Source organism: Trabulsiella odontotermitis, assembly GCF_030053895.1.
Classification (GTDB): domain Bacteria; phylum Pseudomonadota; class Gammaproteobacteria; order Enterobacterales; family Enterobacteriaceae; genus Trabulsiella; species Trabulsiella odontotermitis_C.
On the sequence record NZ_CP125781.1, the window covers coordinates 2864327 to 2885547 of the forward strand.

16 protein-coding genes are annotated in these 21221 nt (G+C 44.6%); all 16 read right to left on the bottom strand.

The genetic code is table 11. From position 1 onward, the window contains the following. Window positions 1-177 precede the first annotated feature (177 nt). The 16 genes from QMG90_RS13795 to wcaJ all read right to left on the bottom strand — a co-directional run bounded on the left by QMG90_RS13795 (window position 178) and on the right by wcaJ (window position 21213). Window positions 178-1296, bottom strand: a complete 1119-nt coding sequence (locus QMG90_RS13795; protein WP_283280209.1) for a glycosyltransferase family 4 protein — start codon at window positions 1294-1296, stop codon at window positions 178-180. Continuing rightward, on the bottom strand, window positions 1289-2461 hold the full coding sequence (locus QMG90_RS13800) for a glycosyltransferase family 4 protein (RefSeq protein WP_283280210.1): 1173 nt from the start codon (window positions 2459-2461) through the stop codon (window positions 1289-1291). Before QMG90_RS13800 ends, QMG90_RS13795 begins: the two co-directional genes overlap by 8 nt. After that, on the bottom strand, window positions 2416-4299 hold the full coding sequence (asnB, locus tag QMG90_RS13805) for an asparagine synthase (glutamine-hydrolyzing) (protein ID WP_283280211.1): 1884 nt from the start codon (window positions 4297-4299) through the stop codon (window positions 2416-2418). Before asnB ends, QMG90_RS13800 begins: the two co-directional genes overlap by 46 nt. A gap of 14 nt (window positions 4300-4313) precedes the next feature. Beyond that, on the bottom strand, window positions 4314-5489 hold the full coding sequence (gene wzy / locus QMG90_RS13810; protein ID WP_346733122.1) for an oligosaccharide repeat unit polymerase: 1176 nt from the start codon (window positions 5487-5489) through the stop codon (window positions 4314-4316). 91 nt (window positions 5490-5580) lie between these two features. Further along, entirely contained in the window at window positions 5581-6537 is a 957-nt protein-coding gene (locus tag QMG90_RS13815; protein ID WP_283280212.1) for a glycosyltransferase family 2 protein, read from the bottom strand. Then, entirely contained in the window at window positions 6521-8032 is a 1512-nt protein-coding gene (locus QMG90_RS13820) for an oligosaccharide flippase family protein (RefSeq protein WP_283280213.1), read from the bottom strand. The genes QMG90_RS13815 and QMG90_RS13820 overlap by 17 nt, the downstream gene beginning before the upstream one ends. 378 nt (window positions 8033-8410) lie before the next feature. Further along, on the bottom strand, window positions 8411-9523 hold the full coding sequence (locus tag QMG90_RS13825) for a DegT/DnrJ/EryC1/StrS family aminotransferase (RefSeq protein WP_283280214.1): 1113 nt from the start codon (window positions 9521-9523) through the stop codon (window positions 8411-8413). 2 nt (window positions 9524-9525) lie between these two features. After that, window positions 9526-10392 (bottom strand): glucose-1-phosphate thymidylyltransferase RfbA, encoded by an 867-nt coding sequence (gene rfbA, locus QMG90_RS13830; protein WP_283280215.1) that lies wholly within the window; start codon window positions 10390-10392, stop codon window positions 9526-9528. Window positions 10393-10440: 48 nt separating this feature from the next. Further along, window positions 10441-11469: an NAD-dependent epimerase/dehydratase family protein gene (locus QMG90_RS13835; protein ID WP_430381691.1), complete on the bottom strand. Its 1029-nt coding sequence runs from the start codon at window positions 11467-11469 to the stop codon at window positions 10441-10443. A gap of 41 nt (window positions 11470-11510) precedes the next feature. Beyond that, window positions 11511-12791: a Vi polysaccharide biosynthesis UDP-N-acetylglucosamine C-6 dehydrogenase TviB gene (gene tviB / locus QMG90_RS13840; protein ID WP_283280217.1), complete on the bottom strand. Its 1281-nt coding sequence runs from the start codon at window positions 12789-12791 to the stop codon at window positions 11511-11513. 525 nt (window positions 12792-13316) lie between these two features. Next, entirely contained in the window at window positions 13317-14210 is an 894-nt protein-coding gene (gene galF, locus QMG90_RS13845; protein ID WP_283280218.1) for a UTP--glucose-1-phosphate uridylyltransferase GalF, read from the bottom strand. A gap of 147 nt (window positions 14211-14357) precedes the next feature. Further along, complete coding sequence (gene wcaM / locus QMG90_RS13850) at window positions 14358-15764, bottom strand: colanic acid biosynthesis protein WcaM (protein ID WP_283280219.1); 1407 nt, start codon at window positions 15762-15764, stop codon at window positions 14358-14360. Between the two features lie 42 nt (window positions 15765-15806). After that, on the bottom strand, window positions 15807-17027 hold the full coding sequence (wcaL, locus tag QMG90_RS13855) for a colanic acid biosynthesis glycosyltransferase WcaL (protein WP_283280220.1): 1221 nt from the start codon (window positions 17025-17027) through the stop codon (window positions 15807-15809). Next, on the bottom strand, window positions 17024-18304 hold the full coding sequence (gene wcaK, locus QMG90_RS13860) for a colanic acid biosynthesis pyruvyl transferase WcaK (RefSeq protein ID WP_283280221.1): 1281 nt from the start codon (window positions 18302-18304) through the stop codon (window positions 17024-17026). The genes wcaL and wcaK overlap by 4 nt, the downstream gene beginning before the upstream one ends. Before the next feature lie 26 nt (window positions 18305-18330). After that, the gene (gene wzxC, locus QMG90_RS13865) at window positions 18331-19809 is read right to left on the bottom strand and encodes a colanic acid undecaprenyl disphosphate flippase WzxC (RefSeq protein WP_283280222.1); all 1479 of its coding nucleotides are present in this window, start codon (window positions 19807-19809) and stop codon (window positions 18331-18333) included. Between the two features lie 9 nt (window positions 19810-19818). Beyond that, window positions 19819-21213, bottom strand: a complete 1395-nt coding sequence (gene wcaJ / locus QMG90_RS13870; RefSeq protein WP_283280223.1) for an undecaprenyl-phosphate glucose phosphotransferase — start codon at window positions 21211-21213, stop codon at window positions 19819-19821. Window positions 21214-21221 lie beyond the last annotated feature (8 nt).

The window sequence follows — 21221 nt, forward strand, 5'->3', positions numbered from 1 at the left end:
GGTGTGGTCGCCGCGACGTGTGCGCGGCTTGAAATGTGGCTTAGATGTTAACTCAGTATTGGTGCTGTCGGGTAGCCTTTGGGAGCTCATTACCAAGGGCTTCATTGTATGTTATTTCTGCGTTGAAATTCAAAATAGAGCACAAGTTCTGCACACTCTAGCGATTTAGCGAGAAATTTAATGCAATTGTTGATAAATCGTAAGATGTTGTTCCACTATTTTATCAATAGAGAAGGCACGTTCCGCTAAAAGTCTTCCCGCAATGCCCATTTTTATGCGCTCTTCTGGATGCTCATATAAATATTGAATCGCATCTGCTAATGAAACTGCATCACGGACGTTGACTAATATACCCGTCTCTGAAGGTTCTATAGCATCACGGCAACCTGGTACATCTGTGGTGATTACTGCTCTTCCACAAGCCGCAGCCTCAACTAAAGCTTTCGGTAATCCCTCGCGATATGACGGCAAGCATATAATATTAGCCTGCGAATACTGCTCAGCAATATCACTCCGGTATCCTTGTAAACTCACAACATCTTCTGTCTTCCATGCCTGCAATTCAGTGTCAGTGATACTCGTTGGATTACAAGGATCAGGAGCACCTATTAATCGCATTTCTATTATTTCCCCGCGAGATTTAAGGATGCGCGCAGCTTCAACAAACTCATATACGCCTTTATCTCGTAGCAATCGTGCAGCCATCACCACAACATTCCCATGCATATTTTCTGCCCGGAATGGGTAATTTTTCAAATCGACCCCAGACCCTCGGACAAGGCGAGTCTGCGATTCTTTTAATGCCTTGAAAGCGAGCATTAAATTTTTATCGTCTGGATTCTGAAATATCACAGCGATTTTCTTTTGTGCAAAAGCAAGTCTATAAAGCTTTGCTACAAACCAGCGCCGAATACTACTAACTATACCTTCACTAAGAAAAACCGTCCCTAAACCCGACACAGCAGCAACAACTGCTGGAACATGTGACAATCGAGCGGCAAGCCCACCATATAATACCGGCTTGATAGTGACTAAATGGATAATATCTGGACGGATTTTTTTGAAAATCCGGACAAGCTGAAAAACTGTCCGGATGTCAGTTATTGGATTATTCCCACCACGTGATAGCGTAATATTATGGCATGACACACCTATTTTTCTTAAGCGTTCATCATTCTCCGCATTTGGTGCGATCACACAAACCGCATACCCGCGCTGTTGCGCAGCAAGCAGAATCGGTAATCTATGCGATAAGAGAAAATCCACATTGTTAATAACAAAAGCAAGCTTAGCCATTATTAATCTTTTGATAGAGGTTGAGATATTTTTGCGAAATGCTATGCATTGAAAAATTTTCTTTTATTCTTTTTTGCAGCGCCAGTCCTAACTCCTTTCTCTCTGAGAAATCCATACTAAGGAGTGAACGAAGGCATTGGGCTAACTGAACCGGTTGCTTTGCTGGAACAACATATTGTCTCATACCAATGAGAAAGGAAGCATCTCCAACATCTGTGGTGACGGAAGGCACTCCCATAGCCATAGCTTCACCCAAAACATTGGGAAACCCTTCGGTTACTGAATGAAGGCAAAATATGTCCGAAGCCTTCAGACAACATGGTATGTCATTACGTTCCCCTGCGAGTATAAATTGTTCCGCGTAACCAGTGAGATTAATAGCATTCATCAATGCGCTATTGTCAGAAGTTAAATCCCGACCGACCATCAGAAAGCGTAGGTTCTTATCATCTTGGGCCAATTCCGCGGCGGCTTGTATGAATGTAAGGTGATCTTTTACTGGGCTATAACGACCTACGGAGATTACCACTCGATGGTAACCCTGAATACCTAGATTCTCCTTGAGGATATTAACCAGGTCATCACTTGCACTTAAACGAGACAGATCAAATCCATTCGGAATAACTTGAGATTTTTCAGGTCTGTATCCAAGTTTTTCATGAACTTTTCGTGAGGCTTCAGCCGCATAAACTATCCGTATTGGGAGAATACCAGATAAAATAGCACAAGCATTTCGAATTAATAGAGTAAGCTTGCTCCCACCTTTATTAATATCAGTACTACGTACACACCAGATGATGTTACGTAACCCCAGGCTCCGCGCTGCCAGTCCACCTAAGAGATCACTATGGTACATCCATGTATGTACAATATCCGGATGTAATATAAGCAGGCGTCGGCGCAGCCGATAAAAACAGCGTAATGCACCAAAAAAAGAACGCATTCCTAATGCTTCTATTTGGATCCCTGAGTGTCTTAATTCGTCACCGAGCGTTCCATGGTCAGTTAGAGAAATGACAATATGTTCAATTGCAGGTTCCGTTCTCTGCTCAAGGATAAGGCGTTTTAGCATGAGTTCCGCACCGCCAACATTTAAGCCGATAATGATATGAACGACTCTCAATGGTTTTTCTCCAGCCAGGCCTGAAACATCAGAACGTTCCATAATTGTCGAGAATAGTCCTTTTTTCCTGTCAGATGCTTTTCCCATCGGCTGCGAATGACGGAAGCATTAAAATAGCCTTCTCTATCCAGGCGTTCTTCATTGAGAAGAAACTCAGCCCAATCCCTAAGGGGACCACGTAGCCAATTTGCTAATGGCACAGAGAACCCTTTTTTCGGGCGCTCGATCATTTCACGTGGAACATAACGATAGAGAATATCTCTCAATGGCAACTTACCCGTTCCGTTTCGGATCTTAGAATCGAATGGCATTTGCCAGGCAAACTCAATAACGCGATGATCTAACAAAGGAACTCGAGTCTCGAGGCTACTGTACATTGCCGCGCGATCTACTTTCACTAAAATATCGTCCGTCATATAGACCAAGGCATCAGTTGCCATCATCCATTCAACGAAATTATCCGTTTTAGGCCACAATTCCGGATTGTTAAACGCAGTATAAGGCTCACACCCTTTCAAAACGACTGATTCAGGTAATTGCCAGTGGCTAATGATCTTTAGATAAAATGCCTCTCGGGAAGCTGCGTCCAAACAAGTCGCGAGTTTTTGTAATTTCTGTGGCAGTGGCAGGCTTTGTGCGTTTTTCGCAATGAATCCTCTTAATGCGAGAGGGATGCGTTTCACTGAACTCCAATATCGCGGCGTAAACTGATATGGAGTATAGCCACCAAATAGTTCATCTCCTGCATCACCACTTAACGCAACAGTAACATGCTGACGCGCCATTTTTGACACCATGATGGTAGGAAGCTGAGAACTGTCAGCAAAGGGTTCGCAATAGATATCCGGCAACGAAGGTATAAGCTCAAGGATGTCTTTTTCTGAAACATACATATCAGTATGATCAGTGCCCAAGTGTCTGGCAACAGCGGCTGCATAAGGTGCTTCATCAAAACGCTCATCTTCGAAACCGATTGCGAACGTCTTAACTGGAATTGATGAGAACTTTTGCATTAAGGAAACTATCAGGCTGCTGTCCACACCACCACTAAGAAAAGCTCCTAATGGCACATCTGACAACATTTGATCACGAATACTTGCGGAAATTATCTCTTCCAACCGATCAGTACATTCACTTTGGCTACCTTCGAACGGATTTGAAAGACCCGCTTCTATAACATCATTCATCGACCAATATGCAGTTGATGCAACATGCTGATTTGTGCCACCCGCTGAAAAAGTAATGTAGTGACCCGGCATCAATTTGTAAATTCCAGCATATATGGTATGCGGTGCTGGAATGTAACTGTGACGCATCAATAGACAAAGCGCATCGCGATTAATATCAGCAGAGAAATCAGGATGGACTTTTAATGCTTTAAGTTCCGATCCAAATAGCAGAGTATCATTTTGCCACCCCCAATAAAGAGGCTTTTCCCCCACTCTGTCACGCGCTAGCGTCAATTTATTTTCTAATTTATCCCATAAAGCAATAGAAAACATACCAACACATGATTGCAATGTTTTTTCAATGCCCCAGAAACTAAAACAAGACAACAGTGTTTCCGTATCGGAATGACCACGCCATTGGATTTCATTATCCTTTTGCAATAGTTTTCTTAATTCCAGATGATTATATATTTCACCATTAAAAGTAATAACATATCGTCCACATGAAGAAGACATAGGCTGGTGACCTGCACTAGAAAGGTCAATTATAGCCAGTCGAGTATGAACCAATCCAATACCAGCCTCGGAATCATACCACGTCCCAGTACCATCAGGCCCACGGCGATAAAGCACATCAGCCATTGATATAAGGACATTATTAATATCAGTGCCTTTTTTATTTATATTAATGAAACCTGCTAAGCCACACATAACTATCCTATTTTTCACGAGGAACGTATATAAATTTTTGTGTTTGCCAACAAACTTATTAGACAGGCGTAAATCGCTAAGTTAACATATGCACCTAACCACCCATGAAATAAAAAAACAATTGAGAAACACGACAAAATATTTAATAGTTTTTTCCCAGCATATTTTGATACAATATAATAAGGAAGACAAAGAATAGCCAGAATATAAAAGACGAAAAATACCGACTCTCCCCTCAATATAAAAAGCCAACCAACAAGCCCAACATTAATATTCCATGATGGATTAGGTATATTAAAAAAATAGCCCACCAAATATGTAGTTACTTTATTAACTTCAATATTTAAAAGCTTTGATATGACAATTTGAGGCAACCCTTCCCAGTAATAACCAGAAAATTTATTCTCCGAATATTCTCTATATAATGCAGAGGAATTATCTAGAATTAATGCTAGATGTCCTACATGTTGAAAACGATTCAACAGGTAATCAGTGCCCATTGAATATCTATCAATTGTAAAGTAAGAAGGAATTCCACTTATAAAAGATAGAGCTGATACCCCAGTCCGCATTGCCCATTTCGCCTCTATGATCGCGGGCATCACGGCCAGTAATATTAGTAAGCAAAAAAACAATCTGATAAAGGATTTTAAAGAAATTTTAGCATAAGGGTAACGAGACAAGATAAGAAAAAAAATAATAAAAATACCACTCATCCATCCGCGTAATAACATCGAGAAAGTATAGGCCACAATATTTAGCCAAAACAGAAAAGGGGATTTTAAGCAAAGTGAAATAATTATAGCAATATTATCAGGCTGAAGAAGAATAAAAAGATAGTTTGTGAATGAGCCACCTTCAATTCTTTCAGTGCTGCCTGCAGTGTTTATTCCCATTTTATAATTAAACAGAGCAAATGTGAATTGTATAATAAACAACACCGCTCCCCACGAATTACCTAATGTCAAATCATTATGTGATATTTTTTTATAAAATAATCTATATAATACATATAAAAAAAGAAGGCAGGAAACCTGTAGGATAAACGAATAGACTAATGATTCAGCACTAATTTTGAAAAAAGTAGTCTCTACCTTAACTCCATCGTTCATGCATCCCAAGACCATCGTCAGGAAATTCACAAATAAATACAGAATGATTAAGAGCACTACCGGGTTAAGAGCCAGCATATCTTCAAACTCATTTTAATTAATAGAAAAACTCCAACCATGAAGGTATTTATAAAATTACAAACCAAGCACCTGAAAACAATAAAAATATTCATACATTAGATTTTAACTCTGTAAAACGCAATGACGCTCTTAATTTGCACAATAAAACCACCAAACCCGGAGTAAAAGAAAAAATAAAAAAACATATTTGTTTTGCAGATATTAACTTAAGCTGTATTGACTTACGAATATATAAACGCATACCGTCTGAATCACCTAAAACCGCGGATTGATAGGCATATTTGAAAAGAGCTCTGGCATAAGCTCTTTTAACAAAATTTTTATTATCACCATCTAATAGAGCCTTTTGGAAGATACGATGACATGCTGATACAAGTAACGGATTGATTTTTTTATTATTAACAGACATACCAGTAAAAACTCTATAAGAACCTAAAGAGTCATTGATATGATAAATATTTCCCTTACAAACCTGCCTTGTGTGTATTTCGATATCTATTGCACTGTCAGTCAATTCACCCCAGAACGAATCTTTGAGATCATTCCGGAACATTTTTGAAGAATGAGCAAAAAAAGGCAAGTTCATATATAAATCATACTTATTATATATACCTTGAGGAAAATCTTTGTATTTTTCCTTGATTCTTTTCCCATTTTTATCAATCAAACAAACTTCATGCGAAACGATACAACAGTCAGAATTATCATCCAGTACCTTAGCTTGCAAAGAGATTTTTTCACGTGCCGCCAGATCATCCCCGTCAATATGTGCAATATATTTCCCTCTGGCTATTTTATATACAGATAGTATATTCTGAAAAGCACCAACGTTTTTCTCATGTAAAATTGTTGTTATCAGTTGAGGATACTTAGATGCATAACGTTTTATGACATCAACAGTACCATCAGTCGAAGCATCATCACCGATAATAATTTCATACTCAAAACCGCAGCACTGATTAAGCAAAGATTCCAGACAAGGGCCAATATAAGCTCCTTGATTATAAGTCACAACACAAATAGAAACTTTAATTTGGTTTTTCATTTTTTGTCAATTTATTTCGCAGTATTTTCATTGCTTCGCTTGAAGATAAAACAGCAATGCCCAAGCTCACGCTCGATAAGAGAACTATCATCAATAAATCTTTAATTCTATCAAATTGAAAATTGTATAAGTAATTAAAAACATATCCTGTGATTATTACTGGAATATATACTCTAACGATATTATTAAAGAACCATTTTATGTGTAATCCGGGTTCAAGCTTTGAGTGTACAAAACCAACCCAAACTAGTAGATACAATAAATTAGTAAACACCCATGCATAACCAGCTCCAACTCCACCATAGTTTTTAGCCATAAAAACAATCAATGGAATCAAAGAAAATAGCATTACTAAATTGCCGACAAAATGGTATTTAAGTTTACCTCTGGCATATTGAAGATAATATGGGAAAGCCGATACTGCCAACAAGCCATTGCCAACAGCATAGGCAGAAAGAATTGGAGCACTATCATGTGCTAACCCCCGATCACCTGTCCAGATATAAAGCAAAGGTTCCGAACAAAAAGCTAACACAACTGAAGTTGAGCTTGCTATGACACAAACTAACTGCGTAGTACTATTATATAAAGCTAATAATTTGTCATTGCTACCTTCAGCATGAAGTCGCGCAAATCGCGGCAATAAAGCAGTGCTTATGGGGCCACTAATAATCATTATCCCGCTGGCAACCAGTACAGCCAGAGTGAAATGTCCATATTCTTTCAGTGATAATATTCCAGAGAGAACTAACTTATCCGTTTGTGTTATCATTACCCAAATAGACGAGGTAAAAGCGATCGTAAGCGAAAATGTCAGCACTGATCTCACAGGCCTAAACGACCAGCCGATTTTTCCTAGACCTTTTGAGCCCGGAATAAGATGCCTACTTATAAAGAAAAAACCGCTAAATTCAATTATCGCAATAGTAAACTGATGCAGGAAAAATACAACAGGAGTAAAACCAAATATATACATTGTAAAAAAAACGAAAATAAATCGCAGTGTACAGATTACGACGTTAAAAGAGCTTAGCCAAATTAGTTTTTCCGCCCCGGTAATTACACCTCGATAGAGACCACAAAGCCACCTTAATGCAACACATACAGCAATAACCTTTATGCTTAACACGACTTCAGACAATGGCAATGTATTAATATGTAACCAATATTTAGTAATATCTCCAGCAGAAAAAAATAGTAATCCTCCCCCGACAACGGCAATACTTACAAAAATCACATTCAGTGCTCTCAGTAATTTCCGGTAGTCTAACGCATTCGTTGAACCTCCATAATAGCGAGCAGTTTCTCTTCCAATAGTAGGCGTTAGCCCCAGATCGAGCAGAGTAAACCATGATTGTAACATTGTAAAAAAACCAATTAACCCATAAGCCTCAGCTCCCATGTATTTTATGTATAAAGGGAGAATCAGTATTCCTATGGCGCTAACATAAATTTGGCTTACATAATTTGCAATAATATTTTTTTTAAAAGACACGTCAGGAATATCTCGTGATAATAACAATGGAATAACAAATTATCGAAGCTGCTTAATATATCTACTAGCAAGGTTAGCGCTTACCAATATCAATACACATAGAAGCTTCCAACACCAACTTTCCATGTGTACCGACTTTACGAAGCTTTTTTTTGATATTTTATTACAATCACTTATTATTGCGCATCTGCGAATTATATGAACCTTGTAATACAACTATAATTTGTTGCTTTACTTTGGGTCAAAGTGTATACAATACCATCAATCCAACCTATAAGACATTAGGTTATTTTATAGCAACTAAGCGAAAACGATAGCTCAACACTCATGGCTTATCCGCATCAAAATCTAATAAAACGCGCAATCCCAATTATAACCTCAAGCAGCACTTCTAATAAGCCCCACAATCCTTTCAAGATCAGACTCATCTAACTCTGGATACATAGGCAAGCACAATACTTTATGAGATATATTAAGCGCTACAGCTGTATCATGGTTTACGAAAAAAGTATTCTTTTTATAAACATTGAATTCAGAAATTATCGGGTAAAAATAGCGACGAGCAATAATGTTATTCGCTTTCAATAATTCATCTAATTCATCACGGGACAGCGGATATGCGTCTTCAATCAAAATTGGAAAATATGAATAGTTAGATGTTTTTTGGCCCGCAGAGGGTACAATAGTGATGCCATCAATTGAAGATAAATTTTTATGATAGTAGGAATTAACTCGGCTTCTACCGGAAAGAAACTTCTCCATATAATTTAACTGAAGTAAACCAAAAGCCGCATTGACCTCACTCATTTTACCATTTGAACCAATAGTATTGATGGTAAGTTCGTTTTCGTAGCCAAAATTTTTCAAACGTTCAATTCGCTCTTTCATTTCTTTGCTAGAACAAATTATAGCGCCGCCTTCAAATGTATTGAATACTTTTGTTGCATGGAAGCTAAGTACGCTCAAGTCACCATGGCGAAGTACACTACCCTGGTCGTCCTCAACACCAAAAGCATGGGCTGCATCGTAGATAACCTTTAGATTATGTTTTTTTGCAATAGCTTCGATGGCGTTAACATCACAAGGGTTACCGTAGCAATGCACCGGCATGATAGCAGTTGTTTCAGGTGTTATTGCAGCTTCGATCTTAGATGGATCAAGATTTAATGTTATGGGATCGATATCAACAAAAACAGGTTTTAAACCGTTTAAAACTAAAGAATGACTGGTTGCAACAAACGAGTAAGGAGTTGTAATGACCTCACCTGAAAGCTCAAGTGCCTGGACGGCTGTTTGCAACGCAATCGTGCCATTATTGAACAAGCAAATATATCTTACGCCGAGATATTTACACAATGCTTTTTCTAATTGTTGGTGCATCGGGCCATTATTCGTCAGTTGTTTGTTTTCCCAAATTTCTTCGAGATAAGGGATAAATTCAGCCAGTGGAGGGAGGTTAGGACGTGTAACGAAAATAGGCTTATTACTCATGATTATTCCTTGATCAATGACATTAAGTATTGACCGTATCCATTTTTTATAGATTCGTTCGCTTGCTGAAGTATCTGTTCTTTACTCAGCCATTTGTTGTGATATGCAATCTCTTCCAGACAAGCGATTTTAAAGCCTTGATGTTGCTCAATAGTTTCGACAAAATGTGAAGCTTCCAGCAAACTTTGATGGGTTCCTGTATCAAGCCAAGTAAAGCCCCGTCCCAGTAGCTCCACATTAAGTTCACCTTGCTGCAAATACACTTCATTTACGCTTGTAATCTCTAACTCACCACGAGTTGAAGGTTGAATAGTTTTCGCGATTTCCACAACTTTATTGTCATAAAAATACAATCCTGTAACAGCATAATTCGATTTAGGATGCCTTGGTTTTTCTTCAATCGAGAGTGCTCGTTTATTTTCATCGAAATGAACTACACCGAAACGTTCAGGATCTTTAACCTGGTAGCCAAAGACTGTCGCTCCAACTTTACGCCCTGCTGCTTCTTTCAACTTTGGAGAAAAGCCTTGCCCGTAAAAGATATTATCACCCAACGCCAGACAGACATTGTCGCTACCAATAAAGGCCTCGCCTATAGTGAATGCCTGGGCCAGCCCATCGGGTTTTGCTTGTACTGCAAACTCTAACTGTATGCCGAACTGTGCACCATTACCTAATAATCGCTGAAAATTTTCAGAATCTTCTTCAGTGGTGATGATCAATATTTCGCGTATCCCTGCCAGCATTAGCACTGATAGTGGATAATAAATCATTGGCTTGTCATAAATAGGGAGCAACTGTTTGGATATACCTTTTGTTATGGGGTATAGCCGTGTCCCCGAACCACCGGCAAGAATAATTCCTTTCATTTTATTATACTCCAGATACCATACATGTAGGCTAAGTACCTTTTATAATTAATTATTTAGCAAAGTGTTTACATACCATGGCATAGCTTCACTGATGCCTTGTGATATAGTATGGGTTGGTGAGTAACCTAATAGTTTTTTGGCTTTATTAATATCAGCTTGAGAATGACGAACATCCCCCGTGCGGAACTCTTTATAGATTGCTGATTGCTCATAAGAAACATTGTTATTACCAAGCGCTATTTTCAAAGCATCAAATAATTCATTTAATGTTGTTCTATCGCCAACAGCAACATTATAAACTTCATTTTTAGCTTCGACAGGCGCTAATGCAGCTAAAATGTTCATTTGCACAACGTTATTAATATAGCAAAAATCCCTACTCGTTTCACCGTCCCCATTAATGACAACGTCATTATTATTAATCATAGACGCAGTCCATTTTGGTATGACAGCAGCATAAGCTCCATTTGGATCTTGTCTTTTACCGAATACATTAAAATAGCGTAGGCCGATGGTTTTAAAATTATATGTCCGAGCAAAAACCTGTGCATAAAGCTCGTTAACGTATTTGGTAACCGCATATGGCGAAAGAGGATTGCCAATGTTTTCTTCAACCTTAGGTAGCGCTGGATGATCACCATAGGTTGAACTACTCGCTGCATAGGTAAAACTTTCAACGTTCTGATCACGTGCCGCAACTAGCATGTTAAGGAATCCAGTGATATTAGCAGCGTTTGTGGTTAATGGATCTGCAATCGAGCGAGGCACAGAACCCAACGCAGCTTCATGCAAAACATAATTTACTCCGGTAGCTGCTTTTTGACATGTTTCTGGATCACGAATATCACCTTTGATAAACCGGAATTGCTCCCATTGTTCTTTAGAAACCAATGATTGCACCTCATCAAGATTGTGTTGATGACCGGTCGCAAAATTATCCAGACCAACCACTTTTTGATTAAGTGAGAGTAACGACTCCAAAAGATTTGAGCCAATAAAACCAGCCACACCGGTTATCAACCATGTTTTCTGATTATCTAGCAGATAATTTTTGATTTCATCAAATTTCACAATAATTCCTTGTCACAATACATTTTCATAAAAATGGTAGAAAATCACAACCGAATATCTACAATCTCAGGATCAATAATATATTTGAGATCATAGATTACGCCGTTTCCTTTTATTAACCCTTTTATTTCAGTGTTATCCATTTTTTCAAATTGTGAATGTGCCACAGCAAAAATAACACCATCATAGGTGTTAGTTGGCTTTTTGGCTAACACATCTATACCATATTCATGCTTCGCTTCTTCTATGCTAACCCACGGGTCATAAACATCGACGCAAATATTATATTCTTTTAATTCTGTGATGATATCGACAACTTTGGTATTTCGCAGGTCAGGGCAATTTTCTTTGAAAGTTAAACCCATTATTAAAATTCGAGCCCCTTCAACTTGCACTCGTTTCTTAATCATTGATTTAACTAATTGTGAAGCGACATATTTGCTCATAGCATCGTTGATACGACGCCCGGAAAGAATTACTTCTGGATGGTAGCCAATTGCTTGTGCTTTATGTGTCAGGTAATACGGATCCACTCCGATACAGTGCCCACCTACCAAGCCAGGTCGGAATGGCAAAAAGTTCCATTTAGTACCCGCGGCTTTTAAAACTTCTTCTGTATCGATGCCAAGTTTATTAAAAATTACCGCAAGTTCATTGATTAATGCGATATTTAGATCACGTTGAGTGTTCTCAATCACTTTTGCCGCCTCTGCAACTTGAATAGATGAGGCTTTATGAGTTCCCGCTATGATAATACTTTTATATAATTGGTCAACGAACTCGGCTATAGCCGGAGTAGAGCCCGAAGTAACTTTTTTAATGGTTGTTACACGATGTTCTTTATCACCTGGATTGATTCGTTCTGGACTATATCCTGCAAAAAAATCTTTATTGAATTTCAACCCTGAAATGCTTTCAAGTACAGGAATACATACTTCTTCTGTAGCGCCAGGGTAAACTGTCGATTCATATATTACAACATCATTCTGCTTCAGAACTTTTCCTAATGTTTCTGAAGCTTTTACTAAAGGAGTCAGATCCGGTTGCTTGTACTCATCAATAGGTGTAGGTACAGTTACAATATAGACATTACATGTACGTAACATTTCTAAATCGCAAGAATAACTTAAATGATTTGCTGACCTCAATTCTTCTGAAGAACATTCGAGAGTAAAATCATCACCGTTTGTTAAATCTATAATTCTTTTTTTATTAATATCAAAACCAAGTGTATTGTATTTTTTACCAAACTCAACAGCTAACGGTAAGCCAACATAGCCTAAACCAATGATTCCCACTTTGCAATTATTTAGCTCTATACTCATTATTTAATTCCTGATAACATTTAGAAAACAAATAAGATTAACAGTCAATTTGATCTTGTAATCTATTTTTCTCTTCAGTGCCACTGTTCATCCCAAAATCCAAGCAAGATTTTTGCAAATCTAAAGTACTTAAATAAAGGAATAAAGATGAATACGTAATAGATCTCATATAGTTCCTGCTATAAAATCTGAATTAGCAGTTCCAGTTTAGGAATACTATAATTAATCAACGCTACCGCCCCTGGCTCTACAGCTACCAGTGGACTGCGCAAAAATCCAGTATGTGAAAGCAAACTAATGCTTTCCCCCTCAAAAACACACCTTAACTACAATCTGTTATTGTCGTATCAAAAAGAGAACGAAACAAGAGAAATTCTTCCAGGAAGAGGCTGTCTGTCATGCAAATCCATATCATTCAACTCCCTGAAAATGAATAAAAAAACGACAGAAAAACCTGAATCATGCTTGCGCCATAATCCAAATTCCGCTGCCGTTTATGAGGGGCTTCATGACACTCTGTCTGGCTTACTCCGCTAGCAACTTCTCAATGCCTTTACGGAACTTCGCCCCTTCCTTCAGGTTACGCAGCCCATACTGAACGAACGCCTGCATGTAGCCCAGTTTCTTACCACAATCGTAAGACTGGCCCGTCATCAGCATCGCGTCAACCGGTTGTTTTTTCGACAGTTCAGCGATGGCATCGGTTAACTGAATACGGCCCCAGGCACCGGGTTCGGTACGCTCAAGCTCAGCCCAGATATCGGCAGAAAGCACATAGCGGCCTACAGCCATCAGGTCGGAATCCAGCGTATGCGGCTCGTCTGGCTTTTCAACGAACTCAATGATGCGGCTGACTTTACCTTCGATTTCCAGCGGCTCTTTGGTTTGAATCACAGAATATTCGTTGAGGTCTCTTGGCATATGTTTCGCCAGTACCTGGCTGCGACCGGTCTCTTCAAAGCGCGCCACCATCGCCGCAAGGTTATAGCGCAGCGGGTCAGCGGTGGCTTCATCAATGATGATGTCCGGCAGTACGACAACAAACGGGTTATTACCGACAACCGGGTGTGCACACAGAATAGAATGCCCCAGGCCCAGCTGTTGCCCCTGACGGACGTTCATGATGGTCACGCCCGGCGGGCAGATAGATTGTACTTCAGCGAGCAACTGGCGCTTAACGCGCTGCTCGAGCAGTGATTCAAGTTCGTAAGAGGTGTCGAAGTGGTTCTCAACCGCGTTTTTTGAAGCGTGAGTGACCAGAACGATTTCTTTGATCCCTGCAGCAACAATTTCGTCGACGATGTATTGAATCATCGGCTTGTCAACGATCGGCAGCATCTCTTTTGGAATGGCTTTAGTGGCTGGCAGCATATGCATGCCCAGACCCGCTACCGGAATTACTGCTTTCAAATTCATCATCGCATGTCCACCTGTAAATGGTTGAATAATTATAGTCTTTAAACCGCGTTAATCCAGTATGATTTTTTCTATTCTACCCCTTAAAAAACGGCTTATTCTTCAGCGCAAATCTGAGAAATGGCTTAAGCCTCCAGGAATGTTCGGAAATCATTTCCCAGGCAGTGCAAAATTCAATCTATCCACATTCACTACATGCTGATCCACCCGATCGATATCTACCGAACGCTGCCCTTTCTCGTTAACCGCCGTGATGTTTGCCAGCGACAGCAGTGTGTCCTGGCGCGCCATAAACTTGCCGCGCACATCTTTGCGCATGTCGAAATTGATCTTCAGCGCCGGGCCGCGCTCGGCGTCCTGCATGACGTTGATATTTCGCATAAAGATATGCTGCGGTTTATTGTGCAGCTCCAGTGACGCACGCTTCATATCCAGGTTGGTAATGGAGACAAACGACCGGGCATTTCCTGAGGAAATCTGGATACCGCGGACCTTATATGCCAGTTGGCTGTTATCCATCTGGATATTATTCAGGCGAAAATTCTGCGGAATGGAAAGATAATTACCTTTGATAACGCCATAACCAATTAGCATCCCGGCGCTATTGACCATATCGACATTATCAATAACGAAATTATCACAGCCATAAATCGCCACCGTGGCATTATCGATGCCTGCCTGTTTACTGAACGATGGCAGAATATTTTTCGCTTTTACATTACGGATAATAAAGTGTTTGCCATTTTCGACATGCACCAGTTGGCGGCAGTTGCTACCGGTAATATTGGCGACGACGAAGTTTTTTACCGCCTGGTTCTCAGGGTAAGTATTGTCGTAGGTACTACCCGCAAGGCCGATCCCGATGCCCCAGTTGATCTTGCCATTGGTGCAGTTGATGTTGTCGATGACATGATCGGAAATGAGGATGTTCTTATCGTTAATCGCGACGTTCCATTCAATGGCATCGCCCTGCAGGTCGCTAAAGCGACAGTTAGTGATTTTTACGCCGTCCATCTGGTTGTGAAACCCCTGCCGCAGAATCGCGTAATTGGCTTTGGTCACGGTCAGGTTATCGATGGTCAGGTTACGCATCACCGCCGGTTTTTTGCCGCCAATGTAGATCTGCATCACCGGGCCGTAGCCGCTCATCGCAATCCCCTGGATCGTACAGTCAGAGCCGCGCACATCAAGGGCGATATTGTAGAGACTCCCCCCGTCTTTACCGATGATTTTGCAACCGTCCTGCAGGGCAAAGCGCCCTCGCCCGTTGCCTTTCAGCGCTCCCAGCACCTGCAGCGTTTTGCCCGGCGGCATGATGATGCCGGTGTTGATGTTATCGCACACCACACCCGCCGGAACATCGACCACATCCACTGCAGCGAATGCGTCCCGAAAGGCGCGGATCCAGTCATTATTTGAAACATAGTCGCGGATATCAGCGGACTCGCTGCCGCCAATAGCGCGGGCGGCAGGAGCGTGAAGTAACGGGAGAGCGGCAAGGGCGGAGCCTGCCGAGAGAAAACGACGGCGGGAGAGTGTGAGTCTGTTGTCAGGCATAGTTCCTCTCTGGTATGCCCCGGCCCGTCAGGCGAGCCGGGTTTAAAGCGCGTATAGCAGGCTCGCCAGCTGTTGGTTAATGACCTGCTGATTAAATTCAGTTTCGACCTTCTGGCGGGCGCGTTGTACCACCGGTTGCAGAGCATCCGGGTCGATGGCACAGAAATCGCGCAGACGTTCAGCCAGTGCGCTGGCATCGTTTTCCGGCACCAGCCAGCCGGATTCATCGGCATCGATCAGTTCAGGAATACCGCTGTGGAGCGTCGAAACCACCGGAATGCCTACCGCCATCGCTTCCATCAGCGCGACGGGGATCCCCTCCATATCACCATCGGCGCCAGTGACAGACGGCAGCAGGAAGACATCCGCCTCGTCCAGCATGGCTTTGACTTCATGGCTCGGCTTGAATCCCGGCATCTCAACGACATCTTCCAGCTGATACTGTTCGATCAACGTCCGCAGGCGGCGCTCCCAGGGGCCGATACCCAGAATGCGATAGTGAAAATTCACCCCCTGCTCTTTCAACTGGCGGCAGGCTTCAATGGCCACATGCAGCCCTTTTTTCTCGGTCAGACGGGCGACGGAGATGATCTGCAGAGTATCGCCGGGGGTTTTCAGCGGACGCAGCGCAAAGCGGTCCATATCCACCCCCATGCGCGAGACGGCGATTTTTTGCGCCGGGCACCCCATGGTCTGCAGGCGGTGTGACCAGAGATCGCTTATCGGCAGCATCAGGTCGCCACGGCGAAACAGTTGCTGATACTCCGGCGTGTAATGGTTGAGCACCTCGCGGCTGGAAATATCAATGCCGTGGAACACGGTGGCGATTTTGCCCTGCAGCACACCCAGCTCGCGCAGTTTGGCCGCCGTCACGCCCGCCGGGCCAAAGTGTGCGATAAACACATCCGCACGTACAGGCTCCGGCATCATGCCGCAAATGGCGGAGAGGATCAGATTGCGCGCCTCGTCGCCGTACTGCCGGACGTTCAGCGCTTTCCAGGTCGCCTGGCGCGTCAGGCCACGTGCGGTATGCAGCGCCCGGTACTTGAGTTTTGCCGCCCGGCCTTCCGGCTCATCCAGCAGCCAGCGGGTTTTCTCCGCCAGTTGATATTTTGTGTAAGCCGCGTGCGTATTGGTCAGGTCGCCTTTTTGCAGCGCAACAATCTCCACCTCATACCCCATCTCGATAAACGCCACGATCTGGTTAAGGACGAAAGTCTCTGACGAGAGCGGAAATTTCAGTAAGAAGAACCCAACCTTCATTTCACCTCCCCGATCCGCGCCAGTACTGATTGCACCATTTTCATGCCTGTCGCGCGTTCAGCGGTGACTGCCTGCGCCAGCCGTTCGTTAATCGCCGCAAGCTGGCCCAGCGTATCGCCGACCATCGCCCCCAGGCTGCCGTCCAGCAGATGACGAATATCCACCGCCATTTCCGGCATCCCCAGTTGCTGCATAATGCCCGCCGATTTGTGCTCGTAATTAATCGCGATGGCTGGCGTACCGAAGTTCATGGAGATAATCGCCGAATGCAGGCGCGTGCCGACGGTCAGTTCGCTGGCGCCGAGGATTTTCCCCATCTCCAGATCGTTCAGTTCGTCCATCACCACGTGGTATTGCGACGGATCACGCAGGTATTTGCGCAGATTCAGCGCCACCATGCGGTCATCTTTGTTGTAACTGTCGATACCGGTGCAGGTCGAAAGCGCCACCACCTGATAGCCATCGTCAATAATGCGATTCACCACTTCAGCGAACGCTTTTTCATACGCCTCCTGAGTGGTGCCGAGGCGCTTATCGAACGGAGCCAGCTCGCGTAGCGTCACGGCGACCGTTTTCTTCTGCGCAATCACCTGCAGCCAGTGCTGCACCGCGTAACTGGCGACGAAATCCGCCTCATGGTGATCCACCAGCCAGGCGGTATCGACGCCCTGCTCAACTTTTGCGGTGTCGATGTCGCTGCGTTTCATCATGTTGAGGCTGACGGATTCCCGCAGGATCAGCGCATCGCAATGACCAAAAACATAATTCGCCAGTTGGTTAAACTGTGGCTGCTGGAACGGCCCGACGCTGTGACCAATCATGTACAGCGGTTTTTTTGCCATGAACGTACAGAGCGCATGCTCGAATTGCGGCACACCGTATAAATCGACAAAAAACGAACCGCCGACCTGAATGATGGCATCGTAGCCGGACAACAAACGGACAAAATCAGTAAACCCCTGGGCGATGGCGATATTGCGCAGTTTGCCGCTGTCGGTCACCCGCGAGAGCAACACCTGGTGCTGATAGCGGCGGCGAAGCATTTTCTTCACCCGCCCCATCACACCCGCGGCGTTGTTGTGCTGTTTCATCTGCGAATAGAGCGGGTCGCCCATCACCGGGCGGTCGAGCAGCCAGGACGAGCTCACCGGGTAGCGGCTCATCACGTCCACATCCGCATCCGGCTCGAGTGTGTTAATCGCGTCGAGCAACCCACGAAGAATGGCGCTATCACCACGGTTGCCGCAGGTGTGGTTGCCAAGAATCAGTAATTTCATAGTGACCTCTGAAAAGGGGGTTCTTCTCACCCTGCGCGCAGCAGGGTTTTCATTTTTTCGTTGCGGCACAGCTGGCGTTTCATCTCCACCACCAGCGCATTACGCGACAGCACTATCATCACCAGGAACGCCAGCGCTCCTGCGGCAATCTGCACCGCCAGCAGCAGCGACAACGGCAAGTGACCATTGAGCAGGATGCCCAGCGCGTAACTAACCACCAGTGTCGGCAGCGAGAGGTAAAACGGCAGCCACAGGCTCAGGATGTACTCGCGGTAGCTTGAGCCAAGCACCGGTTTGATCATCACGAAATAGCTGAGCACGGTGTTGATGATTTGCACCAGCAGGAAACCGAGCGTCACGCCCAGTGCCCCGGCAAGGTGGCCCCCAATGACGATGGCGGGAATGAACAGAAACGTTTTAAAGACATTGAATTTGAAGCTGATATCGACGCGTGCTTTCGCCATCAACAACGAGCCGATCGGGTTACCTACCGAGCGCAGCAGCCCGACGATGCACAGCAGTTGCAGAATGGGGATGATGCCCGCCCACTTCTCACCAAACACCAGCGGCACGAAATTGTTGCTGACCACCATCAGCCCCAACAGCGCCGGGAAATTGATAATCCCCACCACCGACAGCAACTTGTAAAAGTTCACGCGCAGTTTTTCGGTGTCATCCTGAATTTTGGCAAACGCCGGGAACAGCACGCGGGTGATGATCGGGTTGAGCTTCATCGGCGGCACCACCGCCACGTTGTAAGCCAGGTTATAACCGCCCGCCACGCTGGCACCGAGAATACGCGCCAGCACCAGGGTGGAGAGATTGGTATTGACGTAATTGATGATGCTGTCCGCCGTCAGCCAGGCACCAAAGCGCAGGTTGGAGGAAACGGACGCCAGCGAAAAATGCAGACCGGGGCGATAAATCTTGCGACCGAACCAGCCGAACAGCAGCGTCCGCACGGCGCTATTGACCAGATACCCCAGAATGGCGGTCATCGCCACCGGCCAGAAGTGCGCGGTGACGACCGTAAAGGTAAACCCCGCCAGCACGGCGGAGGTTTCAATCATGCCGATTTTGTTGAACTCCAGTTCTTTTTGCATCAGCGCGCGGAACTGCTGCCCGTGCGGAATGACCACAAACGCGAACGACAGCGTACGCATCAGCGGCGCCAGGTCCGGGTTGTTCAGTACGGTAGCAATCAGATCGCTCAGCAAAAAGACGGCGACAAACACCACAATCCCCAGCCCGACGTTCAGCCAGTACAGCGTGGTGAGCTCCAGATGGCTGATCTCTTTACGCTGGATAATGGAGTTGGCAATGCCAAAATCCGACAGCGTATCGGCCAGCGCGATGATCACCAGCGACACCGTCAGCAGACCAAACTGGTGGTTATCGATGATCCGCGCCAGTACGGTCATCTGCACCAGGCCGAGGCCGATAATGACGATGGTCGCCATTGCCGACCATTTCGCGCCGCTGATGGTTCTTTCTCTCAGGCTCATGCCGCTACCTCAATACGCCGCTTTGTTAACAAAGCCTTTGAACACCGTCAGAAAAACAATTTTGATATCGAACCAGAGGCTCCATTCGCGGATGTACTCGAGATCGAACTCAATGCGTTTTTCCATTTTTTCCAGCGTGTCGGTCTCGCCGCGCCAGCCGTTGATTTGCGCCCAGCCGGTGATCCCTGGTTTGACTTTGTGACGCAGCATGTAGCCCAGAATCAGCGGGCGATACTGTTCGTTATGTGCCACCGCATGCGGACGCGGGCCGACAATCGACATCCCCCCCGTCAGCACATTGATGAACTGCGGCAGCTCATCAAGCGACGTGCGGCGCAGGAAGTTCCCCACTTTCGTGACGCGCGGATCGTTCTGCGTCGCCTGAGTCACCACCTTGTCGTTTTCCATCACCCGCATGGAACGGAATTTCCACACCATGATCGGCTTGCCGTCCATGCCGTAGCGGGTCTGGCGGAAGATGATCGGGCCGGGCGAACTCAGCTTCACGGCGAGGGCAATCGCGCACAGCACCGGGGAGATCAGCAGCAAAATGAAAGCAGAAAGGACGATATCTTCCAGGCGCTTCAGCACCCGGTTGGTGCCCGACAGCGGCGTGTCGTACAGCGGTACCACCGGTACGCCGTTCACCTCTTCCACGCGGGAATGGAGAATATTGAAGGTGAAAACATCGGGGATCAGGATCACCGAACAGGTGGTATCGGCAAGGTCGCGAACCAGTTTTTTGATGCAGGATTCGTCACGCATCGGCATGGCGATATAGACGTTATGGATCTTGCCCGCTCGGGCATCTTCGAGCAGTTGCTGAGTATTTCCGGCCCAGTCGGCGCCCACGCCACCCGGTTTGGGATCGTGATAAGTGCCGATCACTTCGTAACCTAACCACGGCTGATTGCGGAAGCTGTCGAGCAACGCCTGCCCGACCGGTAAATCACCGGCCACCGCCACGCGACGGGTGTTATAACCCTGATTGCGCAGCCAGCCCGCACCGGAACGGATAAACGCCCGGCTCACCACCATGCCGGTGGTGCTGAGTAAATACCACGCCAGCCAGATGCCAAAGCTGTTGTTGAAATCATCGTTGAACGCCAGCAGCCCGGCGCTGAACACCAGACTCAGCGTCCAGTTTTGTAGCAGTAACAGCAGTTCCGTCGAGATGCGTACGCCACGCCATGAGCGGTAAAAATCGGTCATGCCGCCGATCATCTGAAAGACCACCAGGGTAATCAACGCCATCAGCAAATGCATATACAGAAAGGGCAGTGCCGCTCCCTTACACACCACCCACAGGCCACCGACCATGATGGTGATGTCAGAGAATCGCTGCACCATTGAGATTAACGATGCATTCGTTTTGGCTCGCTCGCGCTTTCTTAGAGTCGTCATCGTTGTTC

Excerpts from the sequence above, each read along its gene's own strand:
- QMG90_RS13795 (WP_283280209.1), bottom strand. The coding sequence starts at position 1,296 with ATGGCTAAGCTTGCTTTTGTTATTAACAATGTGGATTTTCTCTTATCG.
- QMG90_RS13800 (WP_283280210.1), bottom strand. The coding sequence starts at position 2,461 with ATGGAACGTTCTGATGTTTCAGGCCTGGCTGGAGAAAAACCATTGAGA.
- asnB (WP_283280211.1), bottom strand. The coding sequence starts at position 4,299 with ATGTGTGGCTTAGCAGGTTTCATTAATATAAATAAAAAAGGCACTGAT.
- wzy (WP_346733122.1), bottom strand. The coding sequence starts at position 5,489 with ATGCTGGCTCTTAACCCGGTAGTGCTCTTAATCATTCTGTATTTATTT.
- QMG90_RS13815 (WP_283280212.1), bottom strand. The coding sequence starts at position 6,537 with ATGAAAAACCAAATTAAAGTTTCTATTTGTGTTGTGACTTATAATCAA.
- QMG90_RS13825 (WP_283280214.1), bottom strand. The coding sequence starts at position 9,523 with ATGAGTAATAAGCCTATTTTCGTTACACGTCCTAACCTCCCTCCACTG.
- rfbA (WP_283280215.1), bottom strand. The coding sequence starts at position 10,392 with ATGAAAGGAATTATTCTTGCCGGTGGTTCGGGGACACGGCTATACCCC.
- tviB (WP_283280217.1), bottom strand. The coding sequence starts at position 12,791 with ATGAGTATAGAGCTAAATAATTGCAAAGTGGGAATCATTGGTTTAGGC.
- galF (WP_283280218.1), bottom strand. The coding sequence starts at position 14,210 with ATGATGAATTTGAAAGCAGTAATTCCGGTAGCGGGTCTGGGCATGCAT.
- wcaM (WP_283280219.1), bottom strand. The coding sequence starts at position 15,764 with ATGCCTGACAACAGACTCACACTCTCCCGCCGTCGTTTTCTCTCGGCA.
- wcaL (WP_283280220.1), bottom strand. The coding sequence starts at position 17,027 with ATGAAGGTTGGGTTCTTCTTACTGAAATTTCCGCTCTCGTCAGAGACT.
- wcaK (WP_283280221.1), bottom strand. The coding sequence starts at position 18,304 with ATGAAATTACTGATTCTTGGCAACCACACCTGCGGCAACCGTGGTGAT.
- wzxC (WP_283280222.1), bottom strand. The coding sequence starts at position 19,809 with ATGAGCCTGAGAGAAAGAACCATCAGCGGCGCGAAATGGTCGGCAATG.
- wcaJ (WP_283280223.1), bottom strand. The coding sequence starts at position 21,213 with ATGACGACTCTAAGAAAGCGCGAGCGAGCCAAAACGAATGCATCGTTA.